23 protein-coding genes are annotated in these 26,564 nt (G+C 68.1%); 14 read left to right on the top strand and 9 right to left on the bottom strand.

Translation table 11 applies throughout. The features are described 5' to 3' along the window. Nucleotides 1–124: 124 nt before the first annotated feature. The 4 genes from IJ15_RS0103060 to IJ15_RS0103045 all read right to left on the bottom strand — a co-directional run bounded on the left by IJ15_RS0103060 (nucleotide 125) and on the right by IJ15_RS0103045 (nucleotide 4,661). On the bottom strand, nucleotides 125–1,174 hold the full coding sequence (locus IJ15_RS0103060; protein ID WP_051918465.1) for a cellulase family glycosylhydrolase: 1,050 nt from the start codon (nucleotides 1,172–1,174) through the stop codon (nucleotides 125–127). A gap of 148 nt (nucleotides 1,175–1,322) precedes the next feature. Next, nucleotides 1,323–2,054, bottom strand: coding sequence for an amino acid ABC transporter ATP-binding protein (locus IJ15_RS0103055; protein WP_031936873.1), 732 nt, complete (start codon nucleotides 2,052–2,054; stop codon nucleotides 1,323–1,325). 3 nt (nucleotides 2,055–2,057) lie between these two features. Continuing rightward, nucleotides 2,058–3,854 carry an ABC transporter substrate-binding protein/permease gene (locus IJ15_RS0103050; protein ID WP_031936872.1) on the bottom strand — a complete coding sequence of 599 codons (1,797 nt, stop codon included), beginning with the start codon at nucleotides 3,852–3,854 and terminating at the stop codon, nucleotides 2,058–2,060. 12 nt (nucleotides 3,855–3,866) lie between these two features. Continuing rightward, a complete protein-coding gene (locus IJ15_RS0103045; protein ID WP_031936871.1) occupies nucleotides 3,867–4,661 on the bottom strand; it encodes an LLM class F420-dependent oxidoreductase in 795 nt (264 codons plus the stop codon). 86 nt (nucleotides 4,662–4,747) lie between these two features. Here IJ15_RS0103045 and IJ15_RS0103040 point away from each other — a divergent pair, with 86 nt between their 5' ends. The 7 genes from IJ15_RS0103040 (at nucleotide 4,748) to IJ15_RS0103010 (ending at nucleotide 12,628) form a co-directional block, all read left to right on the top strand. Continuing rightward, the gene (locus IJ15_RS0103040) at nucleotides 4,748–5,230 is read left to right on the top strand and encodes a nitroreductase family deazaflavin-dependent oxidoreductase (protein WP_031936870.1); all 483 of its coding nucleotides are present in this window, start codon (nucleotides 4,748–4,750) and stop codon (nucleotides 5,228–5,230) included. Nucleotides 5,231–5,331: 101 nt separating this feature from the next. Further along, nucleotides 5,332–6,414: an ABC transporter ATP-binding protein gene (locus IJ15_RS0103035; RefSeq protein ID WP_031936869.1), complete on the top strand. Its 1,083-nt coding sequence runs from the start codon at nucleotides 5,332–5,334 to the stop codon at nucleotides 6,412–6,414. 134 nt (nucleotides 6,415–6,548) lie between these two features. After that, nucleotides 6,549–7,835, top strand: coding sequence for an ABC transporter substrate-binding protein (locus tag IJ15_RS0103030; RefSeq protein ID WP_031936868.1), 1,287 nt, complete (start codon nucleotides 6,549–6,551; stop codon nucleotides 7,833–7,835). Between the two features lie 38 nt (nucleotides 7,836–7,873). After that, nucleotides 7,874–8,965, top strand: a complete 1,092-nt coding sequence (locus tag IJ15_RS0103025) for a carbohydrate ABC transporter permease (protein ID WP_031936867.1) — start codon at nucleotides 7,874–7,876, stop codon at nucleotides 8,963–8,965. Next, nucleotides 8,965–9,936 carry a carbohydrate ABC transporter permease gene (locus tag IJ15_RS0103020; RefSeq protein ID WP_031936866.1) on the top strand — a complete coding sequence of 324 codons (972 nt, stop codon included), beginning with the start codon at nucleotides 8,965–8,967 and terminating at the stop codon, nucleotides 9,934–9,936. The genes IJ15_RS0103025 and IJ15_RS0103020 overlap by 1 nt, the downstream gene beginning before the upstream one ends. A gap of 14 nt (nucleotides 9,937–9,950) precedes the next feature. Then, complete coding sequence (locus tag IJ15_RS0103015; RefSeq protein WP_031936865.1) at nucleotides 9,951–10,142, top strand: hypothetical protein; 192 nt, start codon at nucleotides 9,951–9,953, stop codon at nucleotides 10,140–10,142. 209 nt (nucleotides 10,143–10,351) lie between these two features. Continuing rightward, complete coding sequence (locus IJ15_RS0103010) at nucleotides 10,352–12,628, top strand: transglycosylase domain-containing protein (RefSeq protein WP_031936864.1); 2,277 nt, start codon at nucleotides 10,352–10,354, stop codon at nucleotides 12,626–12,628. 25 nt (nucleotides 12,629–12,653) lie between these two features. Here the strand turns inward: IJ15_RS0103010 and IJ15_RS0103005 are convergent, their stop codons facing one another. Genes IJ15_RS0103005 through IJ15_RS0102995 form a run of 3 tightly spaced genes read right to left on the bottom strand, consistent with a single transcriptional unit; the run spans nucleotide 12,654 to nucleotide 14,973 of the window. Continuing rightward, nucleotides 12,654–13,721 (bottom strand): ABC transporter permease, encoded by a 1,068-nt coding sequence (locus tag IJ15_RS0103005; protein ID WP_031936863.1) that lies wholly within the window; start codon nucleotides 13,719–13,721, stop codon nucleotides 12,654–12,656. Further along, nucleotides 13,718–14,575, bottom strand: a complete 858-nt coding sequence (locus IJ15_RS0103000) for an ABC transporter ATP-binding protein (protein ID WP_031936862.1) — start codon at nucleotides 14,573–14,575, stop codon at nucleotides 13,718–13,720. Before IJ15_RS0103000 ends, IJ15_RS0103005 begins: the two co-directional genes overlap by 4 nt. Then, nucleotides 14,572–14,973: a GntR family transcriptional regulator gene (locus IJ15_RS0102995; RefSeq protein WP_031936861.1), complete on the bottom strand. Its 402-nt coding sequence runs from the start codon at nucleotides 14,971–14,973 to the stop codon at nucleotides 14,572–14,574. The genes IJ15_RS0103000 and IJ15_RS0102995 overlap by 4 nt, the downstream gene beginning before the upstream one ends. 307 nt (nucleotides 14,974–15,280) lie before the next feature. On the opposite strand from IJ15_RS0102995, the gene IJ15_RS0102990 reads away from it, so the two are divergent. The 7 genes from IJ15_RS0102990 (at nucleotide 15,281) to IJ15_RS0102960 (ending at nucleotide 24,748) form a co-directional block, all read left to right on the top strand. Then, nucleotides 15,281–17,290 (top strand): transglycosylase domain-containing protein, encoded by a 2,010-nt coding sequence (locus IJ15_RS0102990; protein ID WP_269321467.1) that lies wholly within the window; start codon nucleotides 15,281–15,283, stop codon nucleotides 17,288–17,290. A 194-nt stretch (nucleotides 17,291–17,484) separates the two neighbouring features. Continuing rightward, a complete protein-coding gene (locus IJ15_RS0102985; RefSeq protein WP_031936859.1) occupies nucleotides 17,485–19,068 on the top strand; it encodes a hypothetical protein in 1,584 nt (527 codons plus the stop codon). A 148-nt stretch (nucleotides 19,069–19,216) separates the two neighbouring features. Next, on the top strand, nucleotides 19,217–20,806 hold the full coding sequence (locus tag IJ15_RS0102980) for a hypothetical protein (protein WP_031936858.1): 1,590 nt from the start codon (nucleotides 19,217–19,219) through the stop codon (nucleotides 20,804–20,806). A 94-nt stretch (nucleotides 20,807–20,900) separates the two neighbouring features. Further along, nucleotides 20,901–22,133 (top strand): acyl-CoA dehydrogenase family protein, encoded by a 1,233-nt coding sequence (locus IJ15_RS0102975; protein ID WP_031936857.1) that lies wholly within the window; start codon nucleotides 20,901–20,903, stop codon nucleotides 22,131–22,133. After that, nucleotides 22,130–23,206, top strand: coding sequence for a phosphotransferase family protein (locus IJ15_RS0102970; protein ID WP_031936856.1), 1,077 nt, complete (start codon nucleotides 22,130–22,132; stop codon nucleotides 23,204–23,206). Before IJ15_RS0102975 ends, IJ15_RS0102970 begins: the two co-directional genes overlap by 4 nt. Then, on the top strand, nucleotides 23,203–23,961 hold the full coding sequence (locus tag IJ15_RS0102965) for an SDR family oxidoreductase (protein ID WP_031936855.1): 759 nt from the start codon (nucleotides 23,203–23,205) through the stop codon (nucleotides 23,959–23,961). The genes IJ15_RS0102970 and IJ15_RS0102965 overlap by 4 nt, the downstream gene beginning before the upstream one ends. A 187-nt stretch (nucleotides 23,962–24,148) precedes the next feature. Then, nucleotides 24,149–24,748, top strand: coding sequence for a M23 family metallopeptidase (locus IJ15_RS0102960; RefSeq protein WP_031936854.1), 600 nt, complete (start codon nucleotides 24,149–24,151; stop codon nucleotides 24,746–24,748). Nucleotides 24,749–24,834: 86 nt separating this feature from the next. Here the strand turns inward: IJ15_RS0102960 and IJ15_RS0102955 are convergent, their stop codons facing one another. After that, nucleotides 24,835–25,929 carry an inositol-3-phosphate synthase gene (locus IJ15_RS0102955; RefSeq protein ID WP_031936853.1) on the bottom strand — a complete coding sequence of 365 codons (1,095 nt, stop codon included), beginning with the start codon at nucleotides 25,927–25,929 and terminating at the stop codon, nucleotides 24,835–24,837. Further along, nucleotides 25,922–26,482: a PadR family transcriptional regulator gene (locus IJ15_RS0102950; RefSeq protein ID WP_031936852.1), complete on the bottom strand. Its 561-nt coding sequence runs from the start codon at nucleotides 26,480–26,482 to the stop codon at nucleotides 25,922–25,924. The genes IJ15_RS0102955 and IJ15_RS0102950 overlap by 8 nt, the downstream gene beginning before the upstream one ends. Nucleotides 26,483–26,564: the final 82 nt, after the last annotated feature.

Here is a 26,564-nt window from a genome sequence, read left to right as displayed (position 1 = left end):
CGCACTCCCCTGTTGGCCGGCAGCTGCGGGTCGCCGAGGCCCCCACCCCCTGACCCGCGTTTTGCGCACTTGTCGCGGAATTCCGGCCTCCGCCGGCGCGACAAGTGCGCAAAACGCAAGGGACTCAGCCGACGGTGTTGAAGCCCGCCATGAGCGGGAACAGTGGATCGTCGACGCCGATGTCCATCGTGCATTCGTTCGCCCGCGGATCCGGGACGAACGCCCACAGCAGAGCGCCCGCGGTGCCGGCCGCACGCTGTCCGGTGATCTTCTGCCCGATGCTCGAGGCCCGATCCTGCAGTGTCCTGCACGACCCGGCGTTCTCGCCGATCTCCGCGACCAGCAACGGCTTTCCGGCCGCCTCCGCCTGTTCGATCCGTCGGGCGAGGCCGTTCCACTGGTCCCCCGGCAGCGGGACGCCGTCGGCGCCGTAGTCGTGGTACTGGACGAAGTCGACGTTGTCCGACTCGCTCACGTACTGGTAGTCGGCGCCGCCGGTGCCGCACTGGCCGCCGCCGATCAGGCCCGCGGTGACCAGGTGCTTCGGCGCGATCGCCTTGATCTCGCCGCCGGCCTCCTCCATGAAGTCGCGCAGCACCTGGGCGGCATCCGGCGGACACGTGCGCACCCACCAGTCGCAGTTCCCGTTCACGCACTCACCGGGATCCGGTTCGCCGACCAGTTCCCACGCCGCGACGGACGGGGAGTCCTTCCAGCGGTTCACCGCTGTCTGCACCCAGTCCTGGAAGGTGAGCCGAATACCGTTGTCGTCGTCGGTCTTCCAGCCGCCCACGTACCACGACCGGTCCTTGAACTGCTCGCTCTCGCACGCGCCGTCCTGCGCGGACAGCACCGGAATGATCATCTGATCGGTGCGCTCCGCCTCGGCGAAGACCGCATCCATGGCGGAGAAGTCCAGTTCGCCGGTGAACTTGTTGATCGCGAGTTCCTGGAAGGCGTTGAACCGCGTGAGCGAATGCGGCGGAAGGGATTCGAAGAAGTCGGGCAGATCCACCATCCCGCCACAACCGCGGTTGATCGCCCAGTCGGTAGAGAGCTGGTAGGCGTTGAAGCCGGCCGGCCACCACTTCTCACCATCGAGGTACAGGCCGTCCGCGGCAGCCTCGACCCGGCCCGGCGCCTGTGGGGACAGACCCGCTCCGCAGCTCGCCATCGTCACCACCGACAGCACGGCTACCAGCAACCATCTCAATCTCGGTGTCGTTCTCAGAGCTGCCTCGCTTCGTCAAGGCGTGGCCGCGGGATGGATCGAGCGGCTCTCCCGGCGATCCACGGCACATGGGACCCATCCGCGCCACACTCTAGAGAACTTCCGACAGGAAGGCCTGGAGTCGTGGAGTTTCGGGCCTGTCGAACATTTGCTCGGGTCCGCCCGTTTCGACGACGACACCCCGGTCCATGAACATCACCGTGTCCGACACCGACCGGGCGAAGCCCATCTCGTGCGTCACCACCACCATCGTCATGCCGGTGGTCGACAGGTCCGCCATGAGCGCCAGCACACCCTTGACCAGTTCCGGATCGAGCGCCGAGGTGGCCTCGTCGAAGAACATCACCTGCGGTTTCATCGCGAGTGCCCGGGCGATCGCGACGCGCTGCTGCTGGCCGCCGGACAGGTTGCCCGGGCGCGAATCGGCCTTGGCGGTCAGGCCCACCAGTTCGAGCTGTTCCAGCGCGAGTGCGCGCGCCGCATCCTTGGACAGCTTCTTCAACTTCCGTGGCCCGAGTGCGATGTTGTCGGCGACCGTCTTGTGCGGGAACAGGTTGAAGTGCTGGAACACCATCCCGATCCGCTGACGCAGGTGATCCGGATTGTCGGCCAGGACCGAACGGCCGTCGAGCAGGACGTCGCCCGCATTCGGTTCGTGCAGCCGATTGAGGACCCGCAGCAGCGTCGACTTACCCGATCCCGACGGCCCGATCACGGTGACGGTCTTGCCGGCGTCGACGTGCAGATCCACCCCGCGCAGCACCCGGTTCGTACCGAACGCGAGATGCAGCCCGGTACCGGTGAGGGAGACGGAATCGGTCATGCGTCAGCCCCTCTCCACGACGATCGCCTGCTCGAGGTCGTCGAGTGTGCCGGAGGTGTCGGCCCGGCCGGTGCGCAGACGCCGGTCGATGTAGTTGACCAGGTGGGTGAGCGGAATCGTGAGCGCCAGGTAGAACAGCCCGGCCGCGACCAGCGGCGACAGGTTCCCGGTCTGGGCGTTGAGGTCACGGCCCACGGCGAACAGTTCCCGCTGCGTCACCAGCAGACCCAGGAAGTAGATCAGCGACGAGTCCTTGATGAGCGAGATGAACTGGTTCATCAGTGCCGGCAGCACCCGCCGCACCCCCTGCGGGATCACCACCAGCACCATCGACCGCCGGTACGAGAACCCCAGGGCACGAGCCGCTTCCATCTGCCCGGGTTCGACGCTCTGGATACCGGAGCGGAAGATCTCGCCGATGTAGGCGGCGGCCAGCAGCGACAGCGCCGCTGCGCCCAGCCAGTACGGGTTGCTGCCGGTCAATCCCTTCACGACCGGCCCGACGCCCAGGCCGACCAGCAGGATGATCACCACCGCGGGCAGGCCGCGGAAGATGTCGGTGTAGACGCGGGCAGGCCAGCGCAGCCACCGGGTGCGGGAGATGCCCGCGACCGCGAGCAGCATGCCGATCACCGTGCCGACGATGCCCGACGACAGCGCCAGGATCAGCGTGTTCGGCAGTCCGGTGCGCAGCAGGTCGGGGAAGGCGCGCTTGTACAACTCCCAGTCGAAGAACGTGTCGCCGAGTTGCTGCAGCGTCGACTTCGGCTGTGTGGTGGACGGTTCGGATGGTTCCTGCGCCGCAGCGATGGCCGCGAAGTCCGGCAACTGTGGTTCGGGCGCTGCTTTGCTGCCCGGCTTCCAGCCGGCGGGGAGTTCTCGTGGCACCCAGTCCGAGTACAGCCGGGACCAGGTCCCGTCCGCGATCACCGCGTCGAGGCCCGAGTTGAGCGCGTCGATCAGCGGTTGACGATCCTTGGCCACCGCCCAGCCCACATAGTTGTTGAGGCTGAACGTGTTCTGCACGATCGATGCCGGATCGCCCGGTGCGATCGCCCCCTGCGCCTGCTGCGACGGCGCCACCCACGCGTCGATCTGGCCGGTCTTGAGGTTCGCATAGGCGGTGTTGTAGTCCGGGAACTTCACCGGGTCCAGGCCGAGGGTGTTCACGACGTAGTCGTCCTGCACGGTGCCCTGCACGACGCCGATCCGCACCGACGACGTCAGGTCCGAGAAGCCTTTGACGGCACTCCCGTTCGGCACCACCAGGGCGAAGTAGCCGAAGTCGTAGCCGTTGGTGAACCCGACCAGGTCGCGGCGGGCATCGGTGGTGGTGATCGACGACGATCCGACGTCGAACCGGTGGCCCGCCACCTGCGCGAGCAGTCCCGCGAAGTCGGTCCCGATGAACTCCACCTGCAGTCCCAGTTTCTCCGCGACCGCCCGGAGCAGTTCGTTGTCGAAACCGGTGAAGACGTTGTGCGAGTTCACGCAGATGCTCGGGGGCGCGTCCGACAGGGTGCCGACGGTGAGCGTCCCGGGCTTGACGAGATTCAACTTCGACGTGTCGATGCCGCTGAGCGGCAGCGTGTCCGGCGTCGTGTACCGGTCCTCCGCGGCCGCCGCCGCGGCGGTGTCGAGGTTGCCGGGCAGCGCCGACGCGCTGTCGACGCCGGGCGGGGAGCACAGATCGTTCGCCGCGTTGTCGCCGGATCCGCATGCCACCAGCGTCAGCACCGGCAGCAGCAGTACCAGCAGCACCGCCACCACCCGGGATCGGGAGGTGGCGGCGGCGGTCATGGGATTTCCGGTCTACGCGAGCCCGGACAGCTGCGGTGGGGTGTGTTCGTCGCGCCAGGCGACCGCCTCGCGGAGTGCGGTGAGGTCGTAGTCGGGGCCGCTCGCGTTGACCGTGAACAGCGTGACACCTGCGTCGACGTAGGCTGCGGCCTGATCCGCCCCGTGCCACCAGGTCGAACGTTCGATCTCGTGCGGGTTGCGCTGCACGTCACCGCAGTGCTCGCCGAGGATCGCGGACTTGCGGACGAACTCGTCCCGGTCGCCGAAACCGTGCCAGATGTCGGCGTACTCGGCGACGAGCCGCAGGGTCTTCTTCTCGCCGCTGCCGCCGATCATGAGCGGAATGTCCCGTGTGGGAGCCGGATTGAGCTTGCCGAGGCGGGACGTGATGCGGGGCAGGTACTCCCCCAGCAGCTTGATCCGGGAACCGGGAGTGCCGAAGTCGTATCCGTAGGCGTCGTAGTCCTTCTCGAACCAGCCGGCACCGATCCCGAGGATCAGCCGCCCACCGCTGATGTGGTCGACGGTGCGGGCCATGTCGGCCAGCAGGTCCGGATTGCGGTAACCGGCGCAGCTGACCAGCGCGCCGATCTCGACCCGCTCGGTCTGCTCCGCCCACGCCCCGAGCATCGTCCAGCACTCGAAGTGGGCACCCTCCTGATCCCCGTACAGGGGATAGAAGTGATCCCAGTTGAAGACGACGTCGGCGCCGGCCTCCTCGGCGCGCAACACGGCGTCGCGGATCATGCCGTACTCGGGGGCGTGCTGCGGCTGCAACTGGATGCCGATACGCACGGGACGGGTCATGCGGAACTCCTTCGCGCGGGGACTCGCATCTCACGTTATCCCCACGGCTGGTCTGCTGCACGGAGTTGTCGGCGCACACTGGACGTATGCGGATCATCCAGCGTCCGAGCCCGCCGACCGGCTTCAAGCGCCGGTTCCTGAGGATGCCGATCCAGCTGTACCGATGGCACCTCGGCGGCCTGCTCGGACACCGCTTCTTGCTCCTCGAACACGTCGGCCGTCGCAGCGGCAAGCCCCGGCAGGTGGTGCTCGAGGTCGTCGACCACGACGACACCTCCGACGGCTGGGTCGTCGCGGCCGGCTTCGGGACGGCGTCGGACTGGTACCGGAACCTGACGGCGCATCCCCGGGCCCGGGTGCGGGTGGGTCGTCGCGAATCCGTCGTCGACGCCGACTTCCTGGGCACCGAGGAGGGCGGCGACCTGATGGCGCACTACGGCAGCCTGCACCCGAGGATCGGCGTCCGGTTGTGCAAGAGCATGGGCTTCGAGGTCGACGGCAGCGCGGACGACTTCCGTGAGGCCGGCCGGCACATCCACTTCGTCAGGCTGCGCCCCGTGCCCGCTTGATGGTTCCGGGCACTTCGGACGCCTATGCTGTGGCCCGCACAACCGTGCACCCTGACTCGGATCGTCCGGCACGTTCCTGCCGGTGAAGGGACCGTTCCACCATGGCTTCGGTGACATTCGACAAGACCACGTGCCTGTTCCCGGGCGCGACGACCCCCGCGGTCGACAAGCTGGATCTGCACATCGAGGACGGCGAGTTCCTCGTCCTCGTCGGCCCGTCGGGCTGCGGCAAGTCCACATCGCTGCGCATGCTCGCAGGGCTCGAGGAGGTGTACGACGGCCGCATCCTCATCGGCGACCGTGACGTCACCGGCCAGGAGCCCAAGGAACGCGACATCGCGATGGTCTTCCAGAACTACGCGCTGTACCCGCACATGTCCGTCGCCGAGAACATGGGCTTCGCGCTCAAGCTCGCGAAGACACCCAAGGACGAGATCAAACGCCGCGTGCAGGAAGCCGCGAAAATGCTCGACCTCGAGCCGTACCTCGACCGCAAGCCCAAGGCGCTGTCCGGCGGCCAGCGGCAGCGCGTCGCGATGGGCCGCGCGATCGTCCGCAGCCCCCAGGTGTTCCTCATGGACGAGCCGCTGTCGAACCTCGACGCCAAGCTGCGTGTGCAGACCCGCACCCAGATCGCGCAGTTGCAGCGCCGGCTCGGCACCACCACCGTCTACGTCACGCACGATCAGGTGGAGGCCATGACGATGGGCGACCGGGTCGCGGTGCTCAAGGACGGCGTCCTGCAGCAGTGCGCGCCGCCGCGTGAGCTCTACAGCCGCCCCGTCAACCAGTTCGTCGCCGGGTTCATGGGCTCGCCGTCGATGAACATGCTGACGCTGCCGCTCACCGACGGCGGCGTGCAACTGGGCGACACGGTGATCCCGGTTTCCCGTGAAACCATCGCCGAGATCCCCGAGGGCCAGGTCGTGCTCGGCATCCGCCCGGAACATCTCGAGCCGGGACCGAGCGGCGAGGGCATCGTCATGGACGTCGACGTCGTCGAGGAACTCGGTTCCGACGCCTTCGTCTACGGGCGCACCGGCCTCGGCGGCCCCGGCGAGCACCAGTTGGTCGCCCGCACCGACTGGCGGAACCCTCCGGCCCGCGGCGAACGGGTGAACCTGCACGTCGACCCGTCCGAGGTGCATCTGTTCTCGGTCACCGACGGCCGCCGGCTCGGGTGATCCTGACCGATCCAGTCCGGGGGTAATGACCGAAATTTCCCCCGGTCCGTGCCAGAGTAAGCGGCGACATATGCCTCGGTCCGGCGGAGTTCACGTCCGTGGAGGGCCGGAGACGTCTATCTGAAAGGTGGACCATGCGTTCTTTCAAGACGCGTTCGCGTGTTGCGGTGGCGGCCTCGGCCGTCGCGCTGCTCGCCCTCGCCGGGTGCTCGAGCGACAACGGTGGCGGCAACGCCAGCCCCGACGACGCCGTCACGCAGAACCTCGACGGCCGCGGCGCGATCTCGTTCGCGATGGGCAAGAACGACACCGACAAGCTGCAGCCGGTGATCGACAAGTGGAATGCGGCCAATCCGGACGAGAAGGTCTCCCTCAAGGAACTGCCCGGCGAGGCCGATGACCAGCGCAACAAGCTGGAGCAGTCGCTGCAGGCCGGCAACGCCGACTACGACGTGATGGCCCTCGACCTGGTGTGGACCGCCGGGTTCGCCGCGAACGGCTGGCTGCAGCCGCTCGAGGGTGGCCTCGCCATCGACACCGCGCCGCTGCTGCCGGCCACGGTCGAGTCCGCGACCTACCGCGGCACGCTGTACGCGGCACCGCAGAACACCAACGCGCAGCTGCTGTACTACCGCACCGACCTCACCCCCGCCGCCCCCGCGGACTGGAAGGCGCTCACCGAGAGCTGCGCGACCGAGCAGGCCAAGACCGTTCCGGACTGCCTGGTCACCCAGCTCAAGCAGTACGAGGGCCTGACGGTCAACACCACGCAGTTCATCAACTCGTGGGGCGGCTCGGTCGTCGGCGCCGACGGCAGCACCCCCGAGGTCGATTCGCCCGAGGCCAAGGCCGGCATGCAGGCCATGGTCGACGCCTACCAGGGCGGGCAGATCGCGAAGCGCTCCACCGGCTTCACCGAGGAGGAGACCAACCTCGCGTTCGTCGGCGGCGAGGCGATGTACGCCTACAACTGGCCGTACATGTGGGACAACGCGGAGAAGGACGGTTCGAAGGTCAAGGGCAACGTCGCCGTTGCTCCGATCGTCGGCCCGACCGGTGCCGGTGCGTCGACGCTGGGCGGCTACAACAACGGCATCAACGTCTTCTCCAAGAACAAGGCGACCGCACGCGACTTCATCGCGTTCGTCCAGAACGAGGACAACCAGATGTCGTTCGCGGACGCATCGTTCCCGCCGGTCCTGAAGTCGGTCTACGACGACCCGGCCCTGATCGCCAAGTACCCGTACCTGCCGGCACTCAAGGCTGCGCTCGAGAACGCCAAGCCGCGCCCGGTCACGCCGTACTACACCGCGATCTCCAAGGCCATCCAGGACAACGCGAGTGCTGCCCTCAACGGCAAGGTGACGGTCGACCAGGCCGCGACCGACATGACCGCGGCAATCAAGAACGCGGCCAAGTAATCACTGCCGTTCGAACACGAGAGATCAGGTAACGCACGATGGCTGACTCTGCTGGGCTGAGGCGAGCAGACGAGGCCCGCGCCGTGGTCGGGATCGACGATCCCGACCACGGCGGTCGCGCTTCCGGGCACGGGCCCGGGACGCCGCGCACGGGTCACGATGACGAACCACCGATGGTCGCTCCGCGTAAGAAGCGCGATTTCCGGCCGATCTGGCTGATCGCCCCCACCATGGTGATCCTGGCCGTCGTCATCGTGTATCCGGTGCTCCGTGCGGTCTACCTGTCCTTTCAGGCGAACAAGGGCATCGACCCGGACACCGGCCGCTTCACCGAGGGCGGGTTCGCCGGGTTCAAGCACTACCTGCAGTGGCTCGTGCAGGACTGCGGTGGCGGCGCGGGAACCTGCCCGCCCGGCACCCTGGCCCACGACTTCTGGTCCGCGGCCGGTGTCACGATCTTCTTCGCCGTCGTCACGGTCGCGATCGAGGTACTCCTCGGTCTGTGGATGGCGACGGTCATGGGCAAGACCTTCTGGGGTCGGTCCCTGCTGCGCGCGAGCGTGTTGATCCCGTGGGCCATCCCCACGGCGGTCACCGCGAAGCTGTGGTTCTTCATCTTCGCCGAGAACGGCATCGCGAATAAGCTGCTCGGCACCTCCATCGCGTGGACCACCGACCCGTGGGCGTCGCGATTCGCGGTCATCATCGCCGACGTGTGGAAGACGACGCCGTTCATGGCGCTGCTCATCCTCGCGGGCCTGCAGATGATCCCGAACGACGTGTACGAGGCGGCCAAGGTCGACGGCGCCAGCGCCTGGCAGCGGTTCACCAGGATCACGTTGCCGCTGGTCAAGCCCGCGCTCATGGTCGCGGTGCTGTTCCGCACCCTCGACGTGCTGCGCATGTACGACCTGCCCGCGATCCTGTCCGGCACGTCCGGCGCCACGCCCAACACGACGCTGTCGATCCTGGTGATGGCCGACATCCGGCAGGGCAACTTCCAGAGCGCGTCGGCGCTGTCGACATTGATCTTCCTGCTGATCTTCGCCGTCGCGTTCGTGATGGTGAAGTTCCTCGGCGCCAATGCGGTGCGCACCCAGGACGAGCAGCGGAAGGGGGCGGATCGTTGATGGGACGCCACAGCAAGCCCGAGGACCTCGACGAGGACTCGGTGGAATCCACCGCGTCGGTGCCCACGACGGTCGCCACCGCCGTCGCTCCCCCACCCGAAGCCGAGACCTCGACGGCTGTCACCAAGCCGCGCCGGCGCACCGACCGCGGCAAGACGGCCCGCACCTACCTGGGTGTCGCGATCATCCTGATCTGGGGTCTGGCGCCGTTCTACTGGATGGTCGTCACCGCGTTCCGGCAGGTCGACCACACCTTCGACACCACACCGTGGCCCACGTACCTCACGCTCGACAACTTCCGTGCCGCGCTGTCCACGGACAAGGGCAACGACTTCCTCGGCGCGATCGTCAACAGCCTCGTAATCGGCGTGGTGACGACGGCCGTCGGCCTGCTGCTGGGTGTGTTCGCGTCGTACGCGCTCGCCCGGATCGAGTTCCGCGGCAAGTACATCGTCACCGGCATCATCCTCGGCGCGTCGATGTTCCCGACCGTCGCGCTGATGACGCCGCTGTTCCAGCTGTTCGGCGACTTCGGCTGGATCGGCCAGTACCAGGCGTTGATCATCCCGAACATCTCGTTCGTGCTGCCGCTGACGATCTACACGCTCACGTCGTTCCTGTCGGATCTGCCGTGGGAGCTCGAGGAGGCCGCCCGGATCGACGGCGCCTCCCGGTTCCAGGCGTTCCGGCTGGTGATCCTGCCGTTGGCCGCGCCGGCACTGTTCACGACGGCGATCCTCGCGTTCATCGCGACGTGGAACGAGTTCATGCTCGCGAGCCTGCTGTCGACGGAGAAGACCGAACCGGTCACCGTCGCGATCGCCCGGTTCGCCGGCGCCAACTCGTGGGAGCAGCCGTATGCGGCGATCATGGCGGCCGGCACGCTCGTCACGATCCCACTGGTGATCATGGTGCTGCTGTTCCAGCGTCGCATCGTCTCCGGTCTCACCGCGGGCGGCGTGAAGAGCTGACATGACCGCCCGACATGGCTAGGCCGCCGCGGGGCCGCCAGCCGCTGGAGATGCTCATCGGCATCCTCGGCTTCTTCACGTTCATGGCGTTCCTCGCCGCGGTCGTCCCGATCGTCCGCGGCGAGCCGTCGGTGACGGCGTCGCTGATACTCCTCGTCTGTGTCGTGCTGCTCGGGGGCGTGATCGTGCTGCATCGCCGAACCTGACCCCGCGTTTTGCGCACTTGTCGCGCGTTCCGGGGCCGACTTCTCGCGACAAGTGCGCGAAACGCGGGAAGTGCCGGGTATGTCCTCGCCGGATCGACGTTCGCGTGCCGTCCGCGCCGTGAGATGCGACCATCGGAGGACGACCGGATTCGACCGACCCCGGTTGGGGGTCTGGCCGGATCGCCGATTGCGGACCGGAAGTTGTGCGCGTGAATTCCACGAGCAGCACGAAACCCGAGAAACCAGAGCAGCCAGAACGCAGGCCACGATCCCGCGGACGCACGATCGTGCGGCTCCTCGCGGCCGTCGTGATCATCCCGATCGTCCTGTTCGGCGTGGCGTATGTGTTGGCGGATGTGCCGAGTCCGGGGCAGATGCGTACCAAACAGGTGGCCACGATCCTCGCGTCCGACGGCACCAGTGTCGTCGCGAAGGTCGTGCCGCCCGAGGGCAACCGGACCGAGGTGCCGCTCGACGCGGTACCCGGCTATGTCCGCAACGCGGTGCTGTCGGCGGAGGACCGCGACTTCTACTCCAATCCCGGCTACTCGATCTCGGGGTTCCTGCGGGCGGGCCGGGACAACCTGCTGGGCCGTGAGAGCGCCGGCGGCGGCTCGACGATCACGCAGCAGTACGTCAAGAATGCGCTGGTCGGCACCGATCGGAACGTGATCCGGAAGGCCCGCGAACTGGTGGTGTCGGCGAAGATGGCCCGGCAGTGGTCCAAGGACGAGATCCTCGGCGCGTATCTCAACACCATCTACTTCGGACGCAACGCGTACGGCATCGCGGAGGCGTCCCACGCATTCTTCGGCAAACCGGTGGAGCAGTTGACGCTCGCGGAGGGTGCGGTGCTGGCCTCGGTGATCCAGAGTCCGTCCGCGCTCGACCCCTCCACCGGCCTCGACGGTCTGCAGGCGCGGTGGAACTACGTCCTCGACGGCATGGTCGACATGGGGGTGCTCGCTGCCGCCGAGCGCGCGAGCACCCAGTTCCCGGAGGTCCTGCCGGTGGCGTCGCTCGCCGCGGGCGATGTCGCGCCCGGACCGGAGGGCCTGATCCGGACGCAGGTGGCGCGCGAGCTCGCGGCCGCCGGGATCAGCCAACGCGACATCGATACCGGCGGGCTGCAGATCACCACGACGATCGACGCGAAGGCGCAGCAGGCGGCGGTGGACGCGGTGAACCGTGCGCTGGACCGGCAGCCCGACCAACTCCGGGCGGCGGTGGTGTCGATCGATCCGCGGTCGGGGGCGGTGCGGGCCTACTACGGCGGCGAGGAGGGCGCCGGCTTCGACTTCGCGCAGGCCGGGTTGCAGACGGGCTCGTCGTTCAAGGTGTTCGGCGCGCTCGCGGCGCTCGAGGACAAGGTGCCGCTCACGGCGCAGTTCAGCAGTGCGCCGCTCACCGTCGGTGACCTCACGATCAAGAACGTCGAGGGCGAGACGTGCGGGACGTGCAGTCTGGCCGAGGCTCTCAAGCGGTCGCTCAACACCAGCTACTACCGGCTGACGCTGTCGATGGAGAACGGGGCGCAGAAGATCGCCGACGCCGCACACGCCGCCGGTATCCCCCGGCAGGTCCCCGGTATCGACCACGAGACGCTGACGCAGTTCGGCGGCCCACCCGAGACGGGAATCGTGCTGGGCCAGTATCAGACCCGGCCGATCGACATGGCGTCCGCGTACGCGACGCTCGCGGCGTCGGGCCGGTTCCACGAACCGTACTTCGTGCAGAAGGTGGTCGATGCCGACGGCCAGGTGCTGCTGGACCGTCCCCCGTCCGACGGCGAGCAGCGGATCGATCCGCCCATCGCGGACACCGTCACCCAGGCGATGGTGCCGATCGCGGCGTACTCGCGGAACCACGGTCTGGCGGGCGGGCGTGCGTCGGCCGCCAAGACCGGAACCGCGCAGTTGGGTGAGACCGGTTCGAACAAGGACGCGTGGATGGTGGGGTTCACGCCGTCGCTGTCGACGGCGGTCTGGGTGGGGACGGCGGACAGCAAACCCATCGAGACGAGTGGGGGTGGTGCCGTGTACGGGGCCGGGCTGCCGTCGGACATCTGGAAGGAGACGATGGACGGTGCGCTCGCCGGGACGACGAACGAACAGTTCCAGTCGGCCCAGCAGGCACCGCAGTCCGGTGGGCAGCAGGGGAACGCACCGGCCGGGTCGTCCACCACCGCCGAGCAGCAGTACACCGAATCCGCCCCGACGCGGCAGCGGTCGGCGCAGACGCAGCAGGAGGCGCCCGCGTGGACGCCTCCCGCTCAGACCGCCCCGCAGGCGCCCGTGCAGCAGAGTGAGCCGCAACAGCAGTGGAATTCTCCTGCACCGCAACAACAGTTGCAGCAGCAACAGGCCCCGGCCCCCGTTCCGCAGGCGCCTGCGCCTGCTCCGGCTCCCCCTCCCCCGGCGCCGGCTCCCGCGCCGCCGCCGGGAATCCAGATCCTCCCGGGTGTCACCATCCCGCTGCCGGGTTAGGGCGAACCGGCGACGCGCACGCGAGTCACGGACGCAGTCGGCGCAGCACCCACATCGACGGAATCAGCAACAGGGCCGAGAGCGCCAGGGCCAGAGCCGCTTCCGTCAGCTGGAAGCGACGAAACAGGGTGTCGGGGTGGTAGCGCATCTCGAAACGGTCGACGCCCTGGACGCGCCGGCATTCGGTGAACACGCGGTCCTGATCGGCGGCGATGGAGTCCTGGCGAGCCTCGTACGCGGCGAGGGTCTCGTCGGGGCGTTGCCCCCAGTCGTTCCCGGCTGCGGCCTCGTTGCACACGGCGTGGTCCAGGTCGATGCTGCGGCCCGCCGCATCGACGTAGCCGGCGCTCAGTATCCACACGGGTCCTCCGGACTCGATGTCCGGCGTCGAATAGGAGGGGTGGCCGAGGTTGTCGAGCGGGCGAGTCTCGACCACCGGCGTCGCGTACTGCGGCCGGGCCTCGACCTGGAATCCCACCAGCAGTGCCGTCATCGCGACCAGGGTCACGGTCATGGCGCCGAGCGTGTTCCGGAGCAGCATGCCGAGGAGGCTTCCGAGGATCAGCGCGAGCAACGTGTAGGCGCCCGCGATCAAACCGGTCGACTGGAACAGGGGGAAGGTCAGATGCGAGTACCCGACCCAGCTGTACGAGACGAAGGCATAGTCCGGTCCGACGGCCACGTCGCGGGTCCACTCGAGCACGGACCCGAGGACGACCATGGCGAGGACCGCCGGCACGAACACGACCAGGACCCGCGTCCAGTACCACCGGGCGCGGCTCACCGACTGGGAGAACCCCAGGACGTGGGTGCCGTGCTCGATGTCCCGGGAGAAGACGGTGACGCCGACCAGTACGCCGAGCAGGACGGGCAGAACGACGGTGACGAGGGTGATCAATGTCAGTGTCGACTCGGCCCAGCACTCCGCGGCACCGCCGCCGGGCGCGCAGCCGAAGAAGCTGCCGAACGGCTCCGGGCTGGTCGCGTTCCGAACCTCGAGGCCGCAGACCGCCGCGACGGCCGCGAGCAGGAGGATCCCGCCGACGGTGGCGAGGATCGTCGTCCGATGCTGCCTCCACGTAGCCCAGATCATGCTGCCTCCTCGTCGTCGGTGGTCAGGTAGGCGAGGACGACGTCGTCGAGGTCCGCGGGTTCGACGCGCCAGCCGGCGCCGAGGGTGGGGCGGGTGCCGCGCACGAGGTGGGTGCGCAGCCGTGATTCGACGATCCGGCCGGTGCCGATGACGCCGGTGGGGTCCGTCGCGCCGGTCAGCAGGTAGTGCTCGGTGAGGAGGTCGTCGAGTGCCCCGGTCAGCCGGGTGCGTCCGGAGCCGAGGATCACCAGTTGGTCGGCGATCTCGGCGACCTCCGACAGGACGTGCGACGACAGCACGACGGTGGTGCCGCGTTCGGCGGCATCCTCCATGAGGGTGCGGACGACGGATCGTCGTGCAAGGGGGTCGAGTTCGGCCAGCGGTTCGTCGAGCAGCAGTACGTCGGGTCGGCGGCCCAGGGCCAGGGCCAGCGCGACGCGGGTGCGGTGCCCGGGCGTCAGTGTCTTCACCCGCGCCGACAGGGGGATCTGCGCTTCGGCCACGAGACGGGTCGCATAGTCGTTGTCCCACTGGGTGTTCGACTTCTCACCGAACAGGAGGATGTCGGCGACCGTGAAGCCCCGGTACAGCGGTTTGTGCTGCGCGACGTAGGCGAGACCGGGAACGATCCCGTTCCGGCCGGGTCGATGCCCCAGAACCGTCACGTCTCCGGAGTCGGGCTCGAGCAGTCCGACGGCGATGGACATCAGGGTGGACTTGCCGGCCCCGTTGGCGCCGACGAGCGCGGTGATACTGCCGCGCTCGACGTCGAACGAGCAGCCCCGGAGTGCCTCCGTGCTGCGGAACTTCTTGTGAACGTCGCGCACCGTCAGCGCGCACGCTTCCTCGCTCATGTGAACTCTCCTGTGTCCTCACCGAATTCGCCGTCCAATGCCGCTGTCACCAGTGCCTCGAGGTCCGATCGTTCGAGCCCGGCCGTCGCGGCGGCGCGCGCCCATGTAGCCAGTTCGGCCTGCAGTGCCTGGCGTTCCGCCATGCCGGGTTTGAGCAGCGACTGGGTCACGAATGTGCCGAGCCCGGGCCGGGCCTCGACGAGTCCGTCGTTCTCGAGTTCCCGGTAGGCCTTGAGCACGGTGTTGGGGTTGATGGTCACGGCGGCGACCACCTCCTTCGCAGTGGGAAGCCGGTCGCCCGGTTTCAGATCGCCCAGTCGGAGGGCCTGCTTCACCTGGAGCACCAGCTGGACGTACGCGGGGATCCCGGATCGACGGTTGATGTGGAACTCCACCATCGAATCTCCATTTCACTACAACAATAGTGAAATAGAGGTTGCACGGCTTCCGGTCCGATGTCAACCTGTTCGAGAGGTTTGCGGGAGTTGCTGCGTGTCGCGGCAAATGCGGCTCGATGACACTGTGCAGTGCGAAAATTCGGGCGAGTGTACTGATTGAGACGGAAGTTCGATTGTGAATTCAACAAATACGGAAGCCGCGGGTAGTCCTGAATCGGGCCCACCCGCCGGGAAGGCTCGGCGACCCAAGCGACGCCGGCGTGGCCGTCGGATCGCCCTGTATGTGACGTTGTGCGTGCTCGTCGCGATGATCGCCACCCCGCTGATCGCCTTCGGCGTCGCCTACAAGGACGCGGATGTGCCGCGACCGGGTGACATGAGGACCAATCAGGTGTCGACGATCCTGGCGTCGGACGGGACGACGGAGATCGCCCGCGTCGTGCCGCCGGAGGGCAACCGCACCGAGGTCACGATCGACCAGATTCCGGAGCACGTGCGGAACGCGGTGCTCTCGGCCGAGGACCGGAACTTCTACACCAACCCCGGTTTCTCGGTGACCGGCTTCGCGCGCGCGGCCCGCGACAACGTGCTCGGCAAGGACAGCGCCGGCGGTGGCTCGACCATCACGCAGCAGTACGTGAAGAACACGTTGGTGGGGTCGGAGCGCTCGCTCACCCGAAAGATGAAGGAACTGGTCATCTCCTCGAAGATGGCCCGCGAGTGGTCCAAGGACGACATCCTCGCGGCGTACCTGAACACCATCTACTTCGGTCGCGGTGCGTACGGCATCGCGGCGGCGTCCGAGGCGTACTTCGGTAAGCCGCTCGGTGAGCTGACGGTGGCCGAGGGGGCCGTGCTGGCCTCGGTGATCCAGAGCCCGTCGAGCCTCGATCCCGTCACCAATCCGGATGCGCTGAAGGCGCGTTGGGACTACGTGCTCGACGGCATGGTCACGATGTCGGAACTGTCCTCCGTCGACCGCGAGTCGATGCAGTTCCCGGACGCGCTCCCGACGGCACCGCTCGTGGATGCGGGTGCGGCACCGGGGCCGGAAGGCCTCATCCGCGCGCAGGTGCTGCGTGAGCTCGCCGAATCCGGAATCAGCGAGCAGGATCTGAACACCGAGGGACTGCAGATCACCACGACGATCGATCCCCAGGCGCAGCAGGCCGCCCTGGATTCGGTCGCCGAGACCCTCGACGGTGAACCCGAGAACCTCCGCACCGCCGTGGTGTCGGTCGACCCGCGTTCGGGTGCGGTACGTGCCTACTACGGCGGCGACGACGGCAAGGGCTTCGACTTCGCGCAGGCCGGACTCCAGACCGGTTCGTCGTTCAAGGTGTTCGGCCTGGTTGCCGCCCTGGACCAGGGCATTCCGCTGTCGCAGATGTACGACAGCGGCCCGCTCAGCATCTACGGCGTGACCATCACCAACGTCGAGGGCGAGTCCTGCGGCAAGTGCACCATCGCCGAGGCGCTCAAGCGGTCCCTCAACACCAGCTTCTACCGTCTCACCCTGGGGATGGACGACGGTGCGCAGAAGATCGCGGATGCGGCGCACGCCGCCGGCATCCCGGAGACGGTGCCCGGGTGGCAGTACCCGACGCTCACCCAGGAGGGTGGGTCGCCGGAGAACGGCATCGTGCTGGGCCAGTACCTGTCCCGGCCCCTCGACATGGCGTCCGCATACGCGACGCTGGCGGCGTCGGGCATCTACCACCAGCCGTACTTCGTGCAGAAGGTCGTGACGGCGGACGGCGTCGTGCTGCTGGACCGGCCCGCGCCCGAGGGCGAGCGCCGGTTCGATGCCGCGGTCGCGGACAACGTCACGCAGGCGATGCTGCCGATCGCGGCGTACTCGCGCGGTCACGGACTCGCCGGTGGGCGTCCGTCGGCGTCGAAGACGGGCACCGCGCAGCTCGGTGACACGGGTCGGAACAAGGATGCCTGGATGGTCGGGTACACCCCGCAGCTGTCCACCGCGGTGTGGGTCGGGACGGCCGACGCGAAGGCCATCGAGAACACCTGGGGTGGCTCCGTATACGGCTCGGGTCTGCCGTCGGACATCTGGAAGGGGACGATGGACGGCGCGCTCGACGGCACCGCTGTCGAGAAGTTCCCCTGGCCGGATCCGATCGGTGGTCAGGCCGGTGTCCCGGCGTTCACCGGTGCGGGGTCGGGCGCGTCGTCCGATCAGAGCGCGGCCGCCGCGCCTGCTCCGGCACCCGAACCGGCGCCCGCCCCGCAGCTACCGCCGCCCCCGGGTCCCCGCGTCATCGAGATCCTGCCCGGCGTCAGGATCACGTTGCCGGGCTGAGCCGGGGACCGGCCGTCGGGAGTGACGCAGGTCAAGGCGGGGCGCATTCGTGGTGCAGTCGTCGATCGTGCGCCGACGTGTCCCATCTGTGATTGAAGATTCAAGCTGTTCCGGGTCTACTCGATGTCGTGACTGCACTCACCCGGACCTCGCCCATCTTCCGTCTCCGCGCGCCACTGGCCGGTGCCGCGGTCGTGGCCGGACTGCTGGCTGGGGTGCCGGTGGCCGCCGCGGAGACCACGCGTCCCGCGGCGTGCGTGCCGTTCGGCACGGCCCAGTTGCCGCCCGGAGTTCCGTCCCAGGGCGGCGACATCGGATTCGAGCGTCTGCCGGAGTTCGTCGGGGACAACGCGCCGTCCTCGGTCGAACTGCGCACACAGACGACGCAGTTCAATCGGTTCTGGGACTTCGCGCTGGTCGACTCCGCCCTGCTGGCGCGACCGCGAGGCGGATCCGACGCCGAGCCGTGGCGGTATGCGCCGCTGCCCGAGTGCCTGCGGGACAGCCTGGTCGGAATCTCGGTGGACGACGACGAGTTGATCGCCGTCGACGACGCCGGGTGGATCTACACGATGGACAACGCCTCCCAGTCGCCGCTGTTCTGGAACTGGACGTCGGCCTTCGGTGCGCCGCTGTGGACCGGGTCGGGTCAGCGCCTACCCGGCAGCGCACCGGGCACGTGGGCGCTCAGCGTCTCGTCGCCGTGGGACAACCAGACCTACATCGACGCCGCGGGTCGCGTGCAGCATGTCGGGCTCGCGAAGATGACGATGGTGCCCGCCCTCACCGGTGACGGCAGCCGGATCACCTATGCGGACCCGTGGCTGCCCAACGACCAGAGCTACGAGATCGGCGGCCCGCTCGGCGGCCGCTTCCAGTCGATCGCGCTGTCGTCGGCCGGGTCGACGACGTTCGTGGTGAACGAGTACGGCGACATGTTCACCCGTCACTTCGACTTCGACTCGTCCGGTTCGGACTCGGTGTTCTTCCGCTACAGCTGGGACGACCAGTCCGACAGGGCCACCGCGCCGAACATGCTCGCCGGGATGCTGGACCGCAGTACCGCGGCGATCCAGTTGCCGGCGCAGGACTGGGCGCGCCAGCCCAAGATTCCCGGCGAGATCACGTCGGCGATCAGCGTGCACTCCACCGGCGTCGGATCCGACGCCCGCGAACTGCGGGTCGCGGGGCGGCAGGACGGTGAATCCGGTTTCTGGCACAAGGATCTGAACGCGGACGCGTGGCAGTTCACCGCGACGGGTGCGGAACTTCCCGGTGTGCCGCTGGAGAACTCACCGTTCGACCGCTCGTCGGAGACGCTCGCCCCGCCCGCGCCGTGGAACCTGTCGGCCTCCCTGCCCTCCCGCGACACTCTCGTCGACGGGCAGTTCCTCATCGATGTCGGACTGCCGTACTCGGTGGTCGATCCGCGCCTGCTCGACGCCGTCGGCGGGCAGGCGGACCCGTCCGGGTACCGGATTGCGGTGTCGCACTTCGATCCTGCCGCGACCACCCGCGAGGCCACGGTGACGGCGCCTGACGGTGCCGTGATGCCGGTGCTGCTGCACACCGCCGACGGCCTGCGCTTCGAGGCGCGCGGACCGGGGCTCGACGAGCAGCCGCGGCATCTGGTCGGCGCGATCGAGATCCCGCAGTCCGCGTTCGAGGCGCGGTCCGCGGACCCCGCGCTGGACGCCTTCGTCCGGGAGTGGATGCGCGGCAAGCAGATTGCGCCGATCACGCTGAGTGCCACCGACACCGATCTCGTCGTGCGGTAGCCGACCCGCCGCATGGTCCGCGTCACACTTTTGTCCGAAATGTAACGACTGGTCCGGATTGTGGGATACGGGGGGTGTGACCGATCCTGCCCTCTGCCGCAAGCGACTCCCGTTTCGCCTCACCGCACCCCTCGTGTGCGTGGCGGTGATGACCGGGCTGCTGTCCGCGGCGCCGACGGCAGCCGCGGCGCCGTCCGGACCCGCGTCGTGCGTGCCGTTCGGCACCGCGCAGTTGCCGCCGGGGCTGCCCTCGGCGGGTTGGCGGGCAGGGCTCGAGACGCTGCCGGTGTTCACCGGCAACCATGCGCCGTTGTCGGTCGAGTTGCGCACGCAGACAACACAGTTCAACAAGTTCTGGGACTTCTCCCTGGTGGACGGCGCGCTGCTGACCCGTCCGCGGGTCTGGACCGGATCGAACCCGGAGGAGTGGCGGTACGCCCCGCTGCCGGAGTGCCTGCGTAATCGCCTCGTCGGCATCTCCGCCGACGACGACGAGTTGGCCGCAATCGACGCCGACGGCTGGATCTACACCATGGACAACGCGTCACAAACGCCGTTGACGTGGAACTGGACGTCGGCGTTCGGTGCCCCGATCTGGACCGGCGGCGGGAAGCGTCTGCTCGGCGGGGAATCCGGGCAGTGGGCGCTGAGCGTCGCGTCGCCGTGGGACAACCAGACGTACGCCGATGCCGCGGGCCGTCTGCACTACTACGGGCTCGCGAAGATGACGATGGTGCCGTCCCTCACCGGCGACGGCAGTCGCATCACGTACGCCGACCCCTGGCTGCCGAACGACGACAGCTACGAGATCGGTGGACCGGTCGGCGGCCGGTTCAAGTCCGTCGCGCTGTCGTCCTCGGCGTCGACGACGTTCGTGATGAACAAGTACGGCGACATGTACACGCGCAACTTCGATTTCGACGGCTCGGGCTCGGATTCGATCTTCTTCCGCTACAGCTGGGACGACCAGACCGGGAAGCCGACGGCGCCCAACTCGGCGTTCGAGTCGTGGTTCAAGGGATACGCCGCGATTCAGTTGCCCGCACAGGAGTGGCGGCACCAGCCCAAGATCCCCGGCGAGATCACCTCGGCGATCACCGTGCGCTCCACCGGTGTCGGGCCCGACGCCCGGGAACTGCGGGTGGCCGGGCGGTCGGGCGGTACCTCCGGCTTCTGGCACAAGCATCTGAACGCGCCGACGTGGGAGTTCACCGCGACCGGGGCCGACCTGCCCGGTACCCCGATCGAGAACTCGCAGCGGGACCGGTCCGCGGACACGCTGGCGCCGCCGGCGCCGTGGAATCTGTCCACCACGCTGCCCTCCCGTGACGCCTGGGTGGACGGTCAGGTGCTGGTGGACAGCGTGCTGCCGTACTCGATCCTGGACCCGCGCCTGCTCGACCAGGTGGGCCTGCACGCCGGTCCGTCCGGCTACCGGATCTCGATCGACCACTTCGATCCGGTCGCGACCACCCGCCAGGCCCGGGTGACCTCCCCGGACGGCAAGACCCTCCCGGTCATCGTGCACACCGCGGACGGGCTCCGCTTCGCGCCTCGCGGCGCCGGACTGGACGCGCAGCCGCGGCACCTGGTCGGTGCGATCGAGATCCCGCAGTCCGCGTTCGACGCCCGCGCCGCGGATCCCGCATTGGACGCCTTCGTGCGGGACTGGATGCGGGGTAAGCGGATCGCGCCGATCAGCCTCAGTGCCACCGACACCGATCTGGTGGTGCGCTAGCAACAGATCCTTCGACGAGTTGCCGCCTGCGTTCCTCCGCCTACGGCTAGGTTGACTGAGCAATGCTCAGTTGGTCGACGGCACGGAGGCTGGCATGGATTTCGCACCGAGCGCACGGTCGAGGGAGTACCTCGATCGTCTGCGGACGTTCATCGCGACCGAGGTCGCGCCCGTCGAGGCGCGACTTCGCGCGGAGCGGGTGGCGCCCCTCGCGCAGCGCGCCGACGTCCCGGGCACCGCGAGGTGGCAGGTGTCCGACGAGTTCCGTGCCCTGCAGGCGAAGGCCCGCGCGCTGGGGCTGTGGAACCTCTTCCTGCCCGACGCCGAACTGGGCGCCGGTCTGACCAATGTCGAGTACGCGCCGCTCGCCGAGGAGATGGGCCGCTCGCAGTTCGTCTCCGCGGTCTTCAACTGCGATGCCCCGGACACCGGCAACATGGAGGTGCTCTACCACTACGGCAGCCCCGCCCAGAAGGAGCGTTGGCTGAAGCCGTTGCTGGACGGTGAGATTCGATCCGCCTTCTGCATGACCGAGCCGGACGTCGCGTCGTCCGACGCCACCAACATGGCCGCCACCGCCGTCGTCGACGGCGACGAGGTGGTGCTCGACGGCCGCAAGTGGTGGAGTACCGGCATCGGCAGCCCGGACTGCAAGGTACTCATCTTCATGGGCCTCAGCGACCCGGAAGCGCACCGGTACCAACGTCATTCGATGGTGCTGGTGCCGATCGACACCCCGGGGGTGAAGGTCGAGCGGATGCTGTCGACGATGGGGTTCTACGACGAGCCGGGCGGCCACGGCGAGGTGTCGTTCACGAACGTGCGACTGCCGTTGGACGCGATCATCGCCGGTCCCGGACGCGGGTTCGAGATCGCGCAGGGCCGACTCGGCCCGGGCCGGGTGCACCACTGCATGCGCCTGGTGGGTCTCGCCGAGGCTGCGCTCGAGCTCGCGATCCGCCGCGGCACCGAGCGCGTCGCGTTCGGCAAGCCGCTGCTCAACCTGGGTGGCAACCGCGAACGCGTCGCCGACGCCCGCATCGCGATCAACCAGCTACGACTGCTCGTGCTCCACACCGCCTGGCTGCTCGACACCCAGGGCATCGCGGGCGCCCGGTCCGCGGTGTCGGAGATCAAGGTCGCCGCACCCCGGGTGGCGCAGCAGGTGATCGACTTCGCGATCCAGATCCACGGCGGCGGTGGACTGTCCGACGACTTCCCGCTCGCCGGCGCATGGACGGCCGCGCGTGCCCTGCGGCTGGCCGACGGCCCCGACGAGGTGCACCAGGGCCTCGTGGCCCGCTTCGAGTTGGGCAAGTATCAGTGACGGCCAGTCCGTCGGAGCTTCCCGACAACGCGCGCACCGTCCGCGACGAGGACGCGTTCGACGTCGACGCGGTGGCGGGGTGGCTCCGAGCGAACGGTGTGCCCGAGAGCGGCAGGCCCGAGGTGCGCCAGTTCGCCGGCGGTGCGTCGAACCTGACGTATCTGCTGCGCTACCCGGACCGCGACCTGGTGCTGCGGCGCCCACCGGCCGGGGCCAAGCCGTCGTCGGGGCACGACATGGCCCGCGAGTACCGCATCCAGTCGCTGCTCGCACCGGTGTATCCGCACGTGCCGGCCATGGTGGGGCTGTGCACCGATCCGTCGGTGCTCGGCAGCGACTTCTACGTCATGGAACGCGTCGAGGGCACCATCCTGCGGTCCGCTCCCCCGGCCGAACTCGGGCTCACTCCGGAGAACACCCGGGAGCTGTGCCTGCGGGTGATCGACCTGCTGATCGAACTGCACGGGGTCGATCCCGCAAGCTCGGGCCTCGACGAATTCGGCCGCGGCGCAGGCTACGTCGCCCGGCAGGTCGCGGGATGGACCAAGCGCTACGCGGCGGCCCGCACCGACAACGTCCCCGACTTCGGCCGGGTCACGAAGTGGCTCGACGCCAATCAGCCCGCGGACGTCGCCGCGCGCGTCATCCACGGCGACTTCCGGCTCGACAACGTCGTGCTCGGCGACGACCTGCGGCCGCGTGCGGTCCTCGACTGGGAACTCGCCACGATCGGCGACCCGCTCATGGATCTCGGGTCGAGCCTGGCGTACTGGGTGCAGGCCGACGACCATCCGATGATGCAGGCCACCAAGCGGCAGCCGTCGGATCTGCCGGGCATGCTCACCCGCCGCGAGATCGTCGAATACTACGGCGAGCGAACGGGTCTGCCGATCGACAACTGGCGCTTCTACGAGGTGTTCGGATTGTTCCGGCTGGCCGTGATCGCGCAGCAGATCTACTACCGCTTCCACCACGGGCAGACCACCAACCCGGCGTTCGAGCATTTCTGGATTGCCGTGGGATATCTGGACACCCGCTGCAACGAACTGATCGACACGGAGGGCAACCAGTGAGCCGCACGACGCGCAGGAACATTCTCATCACGGGCGCCAGCTCGGGCCTCGGCCGCGGCATGGCCCGCGAATTCGCCGCGCGCGGGCGTAATCTCGCGCTCGCGGCCCGGCGCACCGAGCGGCTCGACGAGTTGCGCGACGAACTGCTCGCCGCACACCCGCAGATCACGGTCGCGATCCGCAAGCTCGACGTGGACGTCCACGACGAGGTGTTCAGCGTGTTCCGGGAGTTCGACGAGGAACTCGGCGGCCTGGACCGGGTGATCGTCAACGCCGGACTCGGCAAGGGACAACCGTTGGGCACCGGCTACTTTCGTGCCAACGCGGCGACGGCGCAGACCAATTTCCTGGGTGCCCTCGCGCAGAGCGAGGCGGCACTCGAGCTGTTCCGGCCGCGGAATGCCGGCCACGTGGTGCTGATCTCGTCGGTGAGCGCGATGCGGGGCATGCCGCGCAACCTCACCACGTACGCGGCGTCGAAGGCGGGGGTCGCGGCGCTCGGTGAGGGCATGCGAGCAGATCTGGCGAAGACCGGCATCGACGTCTCCACCATCTTCCCCGGGTTCATCCGCTCGGAGATCAACGAGAAGGTGAAGAAGGTGCCGTTCATCGTCGACACCGAGACCGGTTGCCGTGCGCTGGCCGCGGCGATCGAGAAGGAACCGAACAAGGCCTACGTCCCGCGCCGGCCGTGGCTGCCGGTGTCGATGGCCATGAAGGTGCTGCCGTTGTCCCTGGTGTCGAGGATGGCGTAGTGCTCATCGGGGGCTGTCACCGCCCCGACCTGCACGTTTTGCGAAACCGGTCGGTTTATAACCATGAAAGATAAAGATCCGATAACACTCGACGGATCGATATAGTTTCGTTACCCTTTTGTGACGGGTCTGGATGAGAGCACCGCTTCCCCGGGCCACTCGATAGGACACAAATGAGGTAACACCCGTGGCCCAACACCACCAGTCAGCGCATCGTTTCGTTCGCAACACCAATTCTTCGAAGTCCGGCGTTCGCCGGCGATCCCGCACGACGGCGGCAATCGTCGCCCTCGCCGGAACCCTCCTCGTCGGAGGGGCGCAGCTCGGCGCCGCCACCGCGTCAGCTGCCCCGGCGGCCCAGACCACCGGATTCGTCCACAGTGTGGGCTCGAGCTCCGCCGTGGTGCAGCCGGTTTCCGGAACCCTGACGTCCAGCTACGGCCCGCGTGGCGGCAGCCACCACGACGGCATCGACATCGGCGCGAGCATCGGTACACCGATCTACTCGGCAGCGTCCGGATCCGTGATCTCCGCCGGCGCCGCCTCCGGTTTCGGGCAGTGGGTCCGTGTGCAGCACAACGACGGCACGATCACGGTGTACGGCCACGTCGACACCTACCTGGTGAGCGTCGGCCAACGCGTCGCCGCGGGCCAGCAGATCGCGACGGTCGGCAACCGTGGACAGTCGTCGGGTCCGCACCTGCACTTCGAGGTCTGGGATCCCAGCGGCCGGCAGGTCGATCCGCAGGCCTGGCTGCGGAGCAACGGCGTCAGCCCCACCTGGTGACGGCACCGGTCCGGTAGGCGAAAACACCTGTGGCGGTGAGTGAGTCCGCAGACTCACTCACCGCCACAGGGGGTTTACGCGGAGACTCAGGCCTCGATGATGAAGGCCTCGAGCTCGGCGCGAGCCTTGTCGTCGGCCATCTGGACCGGCGGGGACTTCATCAGGTACGCCGAAGCCGGCAGGATCGGGCCACCGAGGCCGCGGTCCTTGGCGATCTTCGCGGCGCGGACGGCGTCGATGATGATGCCGGCCGAGTTCGGGGAGTCCCACACCTCGAGCTTGTACTCCAGGTTCAGCGGCGCGTCACCGAAGGCGCGACCCTCGAGGCGGACGTACGCCCACTTGCGGTCGTCGAGCCACTCGACATAGTCCGACGGGCCGATGTGGACATTGCGGTCGTGGACCTTGCCGGCCAGCGGGCCCTCGAGGTTCGAGGTGACGGCCTGCGTCTTGGAGACCTTCTTCGACTCCAGACGCTCACGCTCGAGCATGTTCTTGAAGTCCATGTTGCCGCCGACGTTCAGCTGGTACGTGCGGTCGAGCACCACGCCGCGGTCCTCGAACAGCTTCGCCATCACGCGGTGGGTGATGGTCGCGCCGACCTGGCTCTTGATGTCGTCACCGACGATCGGGACACCGGCCGCGCGGAACTTCTCGGCCCACACCGGGTCGGAGGCGATGAAGACAGGCAGCGCGTTGACGAACGCGACATCGGCATCGATGCAGCACTGTGCGTAGAACTTGTCGGCCTCTTCCGAGCCGACCGGAAGGTACGACACCAGGACGTCGACCTTGGCGTCCTTCAGTGCCTGCACGACGTCGACGGGCTCGGCGTCGGAGACCTCGATGGTCTGCGCGTAGTACTTGCCGATGCCGTCGAGCGTCGGGCCACGCTGCACGGGAACGTCCAGCGGCGGGACGTCGGCGATCTTGATGGTGTTGTTCTCGCTGGCGTTGATCGCCTCGGACAGGTCGAACCCGACCTTCTTGGCGTCGACGTCGAAGGCGGCGACGAACTGGACGTCGCGCACGTGGTACTGGCCGAACTTGACGTGCATCAGGCCGGGGACGGTCGAGCTCTCGTCGGCGTCCTTGTAGTACTGCACGCCCTGGACCAGGGACGAGGCACAGTTACCCACGCCCACAATGGCTACGCGCACCGCGGTGCTGTTCTCACCCATGGTCGGGTTCTCCTTCGTTTTTCTTGGGTGCTGTTGATGATTGTTCGGCGGCGATCAACTCGTTCAGCCACCGCACTTCCCGTTCGCTCGACTCGAGACCGAGCTGGTGGAGCTGGCGGGTGTAGCGGTCGAGTGACCCGGTGGCCCGCCCGACGGCGTCTCGGAGGCCTTCGCGGCGCTCCTCGACCTGACGTCGCCTGCCTTCCAGGATTCGCATCCGCGCCTCGGCGGGGGTGCGGCTGAAGAAGGCAAGGTGCACGCCGAACCCGTCGTCGGTGTAGTTCTGGGGCCCCGTGTCCGCCACCAGTTCGGAGAAACGCTTCCGACCGGCGGGGGTGAGCTCGTACACGCGACGCGCCCGGCGCTTGACGGTGCCTTCTGCGCCGACGTCCTCGACGATCAACCCGTCGGCCTGCATGCGCCGAAGGGTCGGGTAGAGCGAGCCGTAGGAGAAGGCGCGGAACGCGCCGAGCAGGCCGGTCAGCCGCTTGCGCAGCTCGTATCCGTGCATGGGTGACTCGAGGAGCAGCCCGAGAATTGCAAGCTCGAGCAAGATCACACCCCCTGAGTGTCCCGAACATAACCGATAGATGCGATTGCCAACTATATCGCACCGATATATTCGGGTACACCGT

The sequence above is a fragment of the Prescottella defluvii genome (assembly GCF_000738775.1).
GTDB lineage: Bacteria > Actinomycetota > Actinomycetes > Mycobacteriales > Mycobacteriaceae > Prescottella > Prescottella defluvii.
This window is presented reverse-complemented; position numbering and strand designations above follow the sequence as displayed.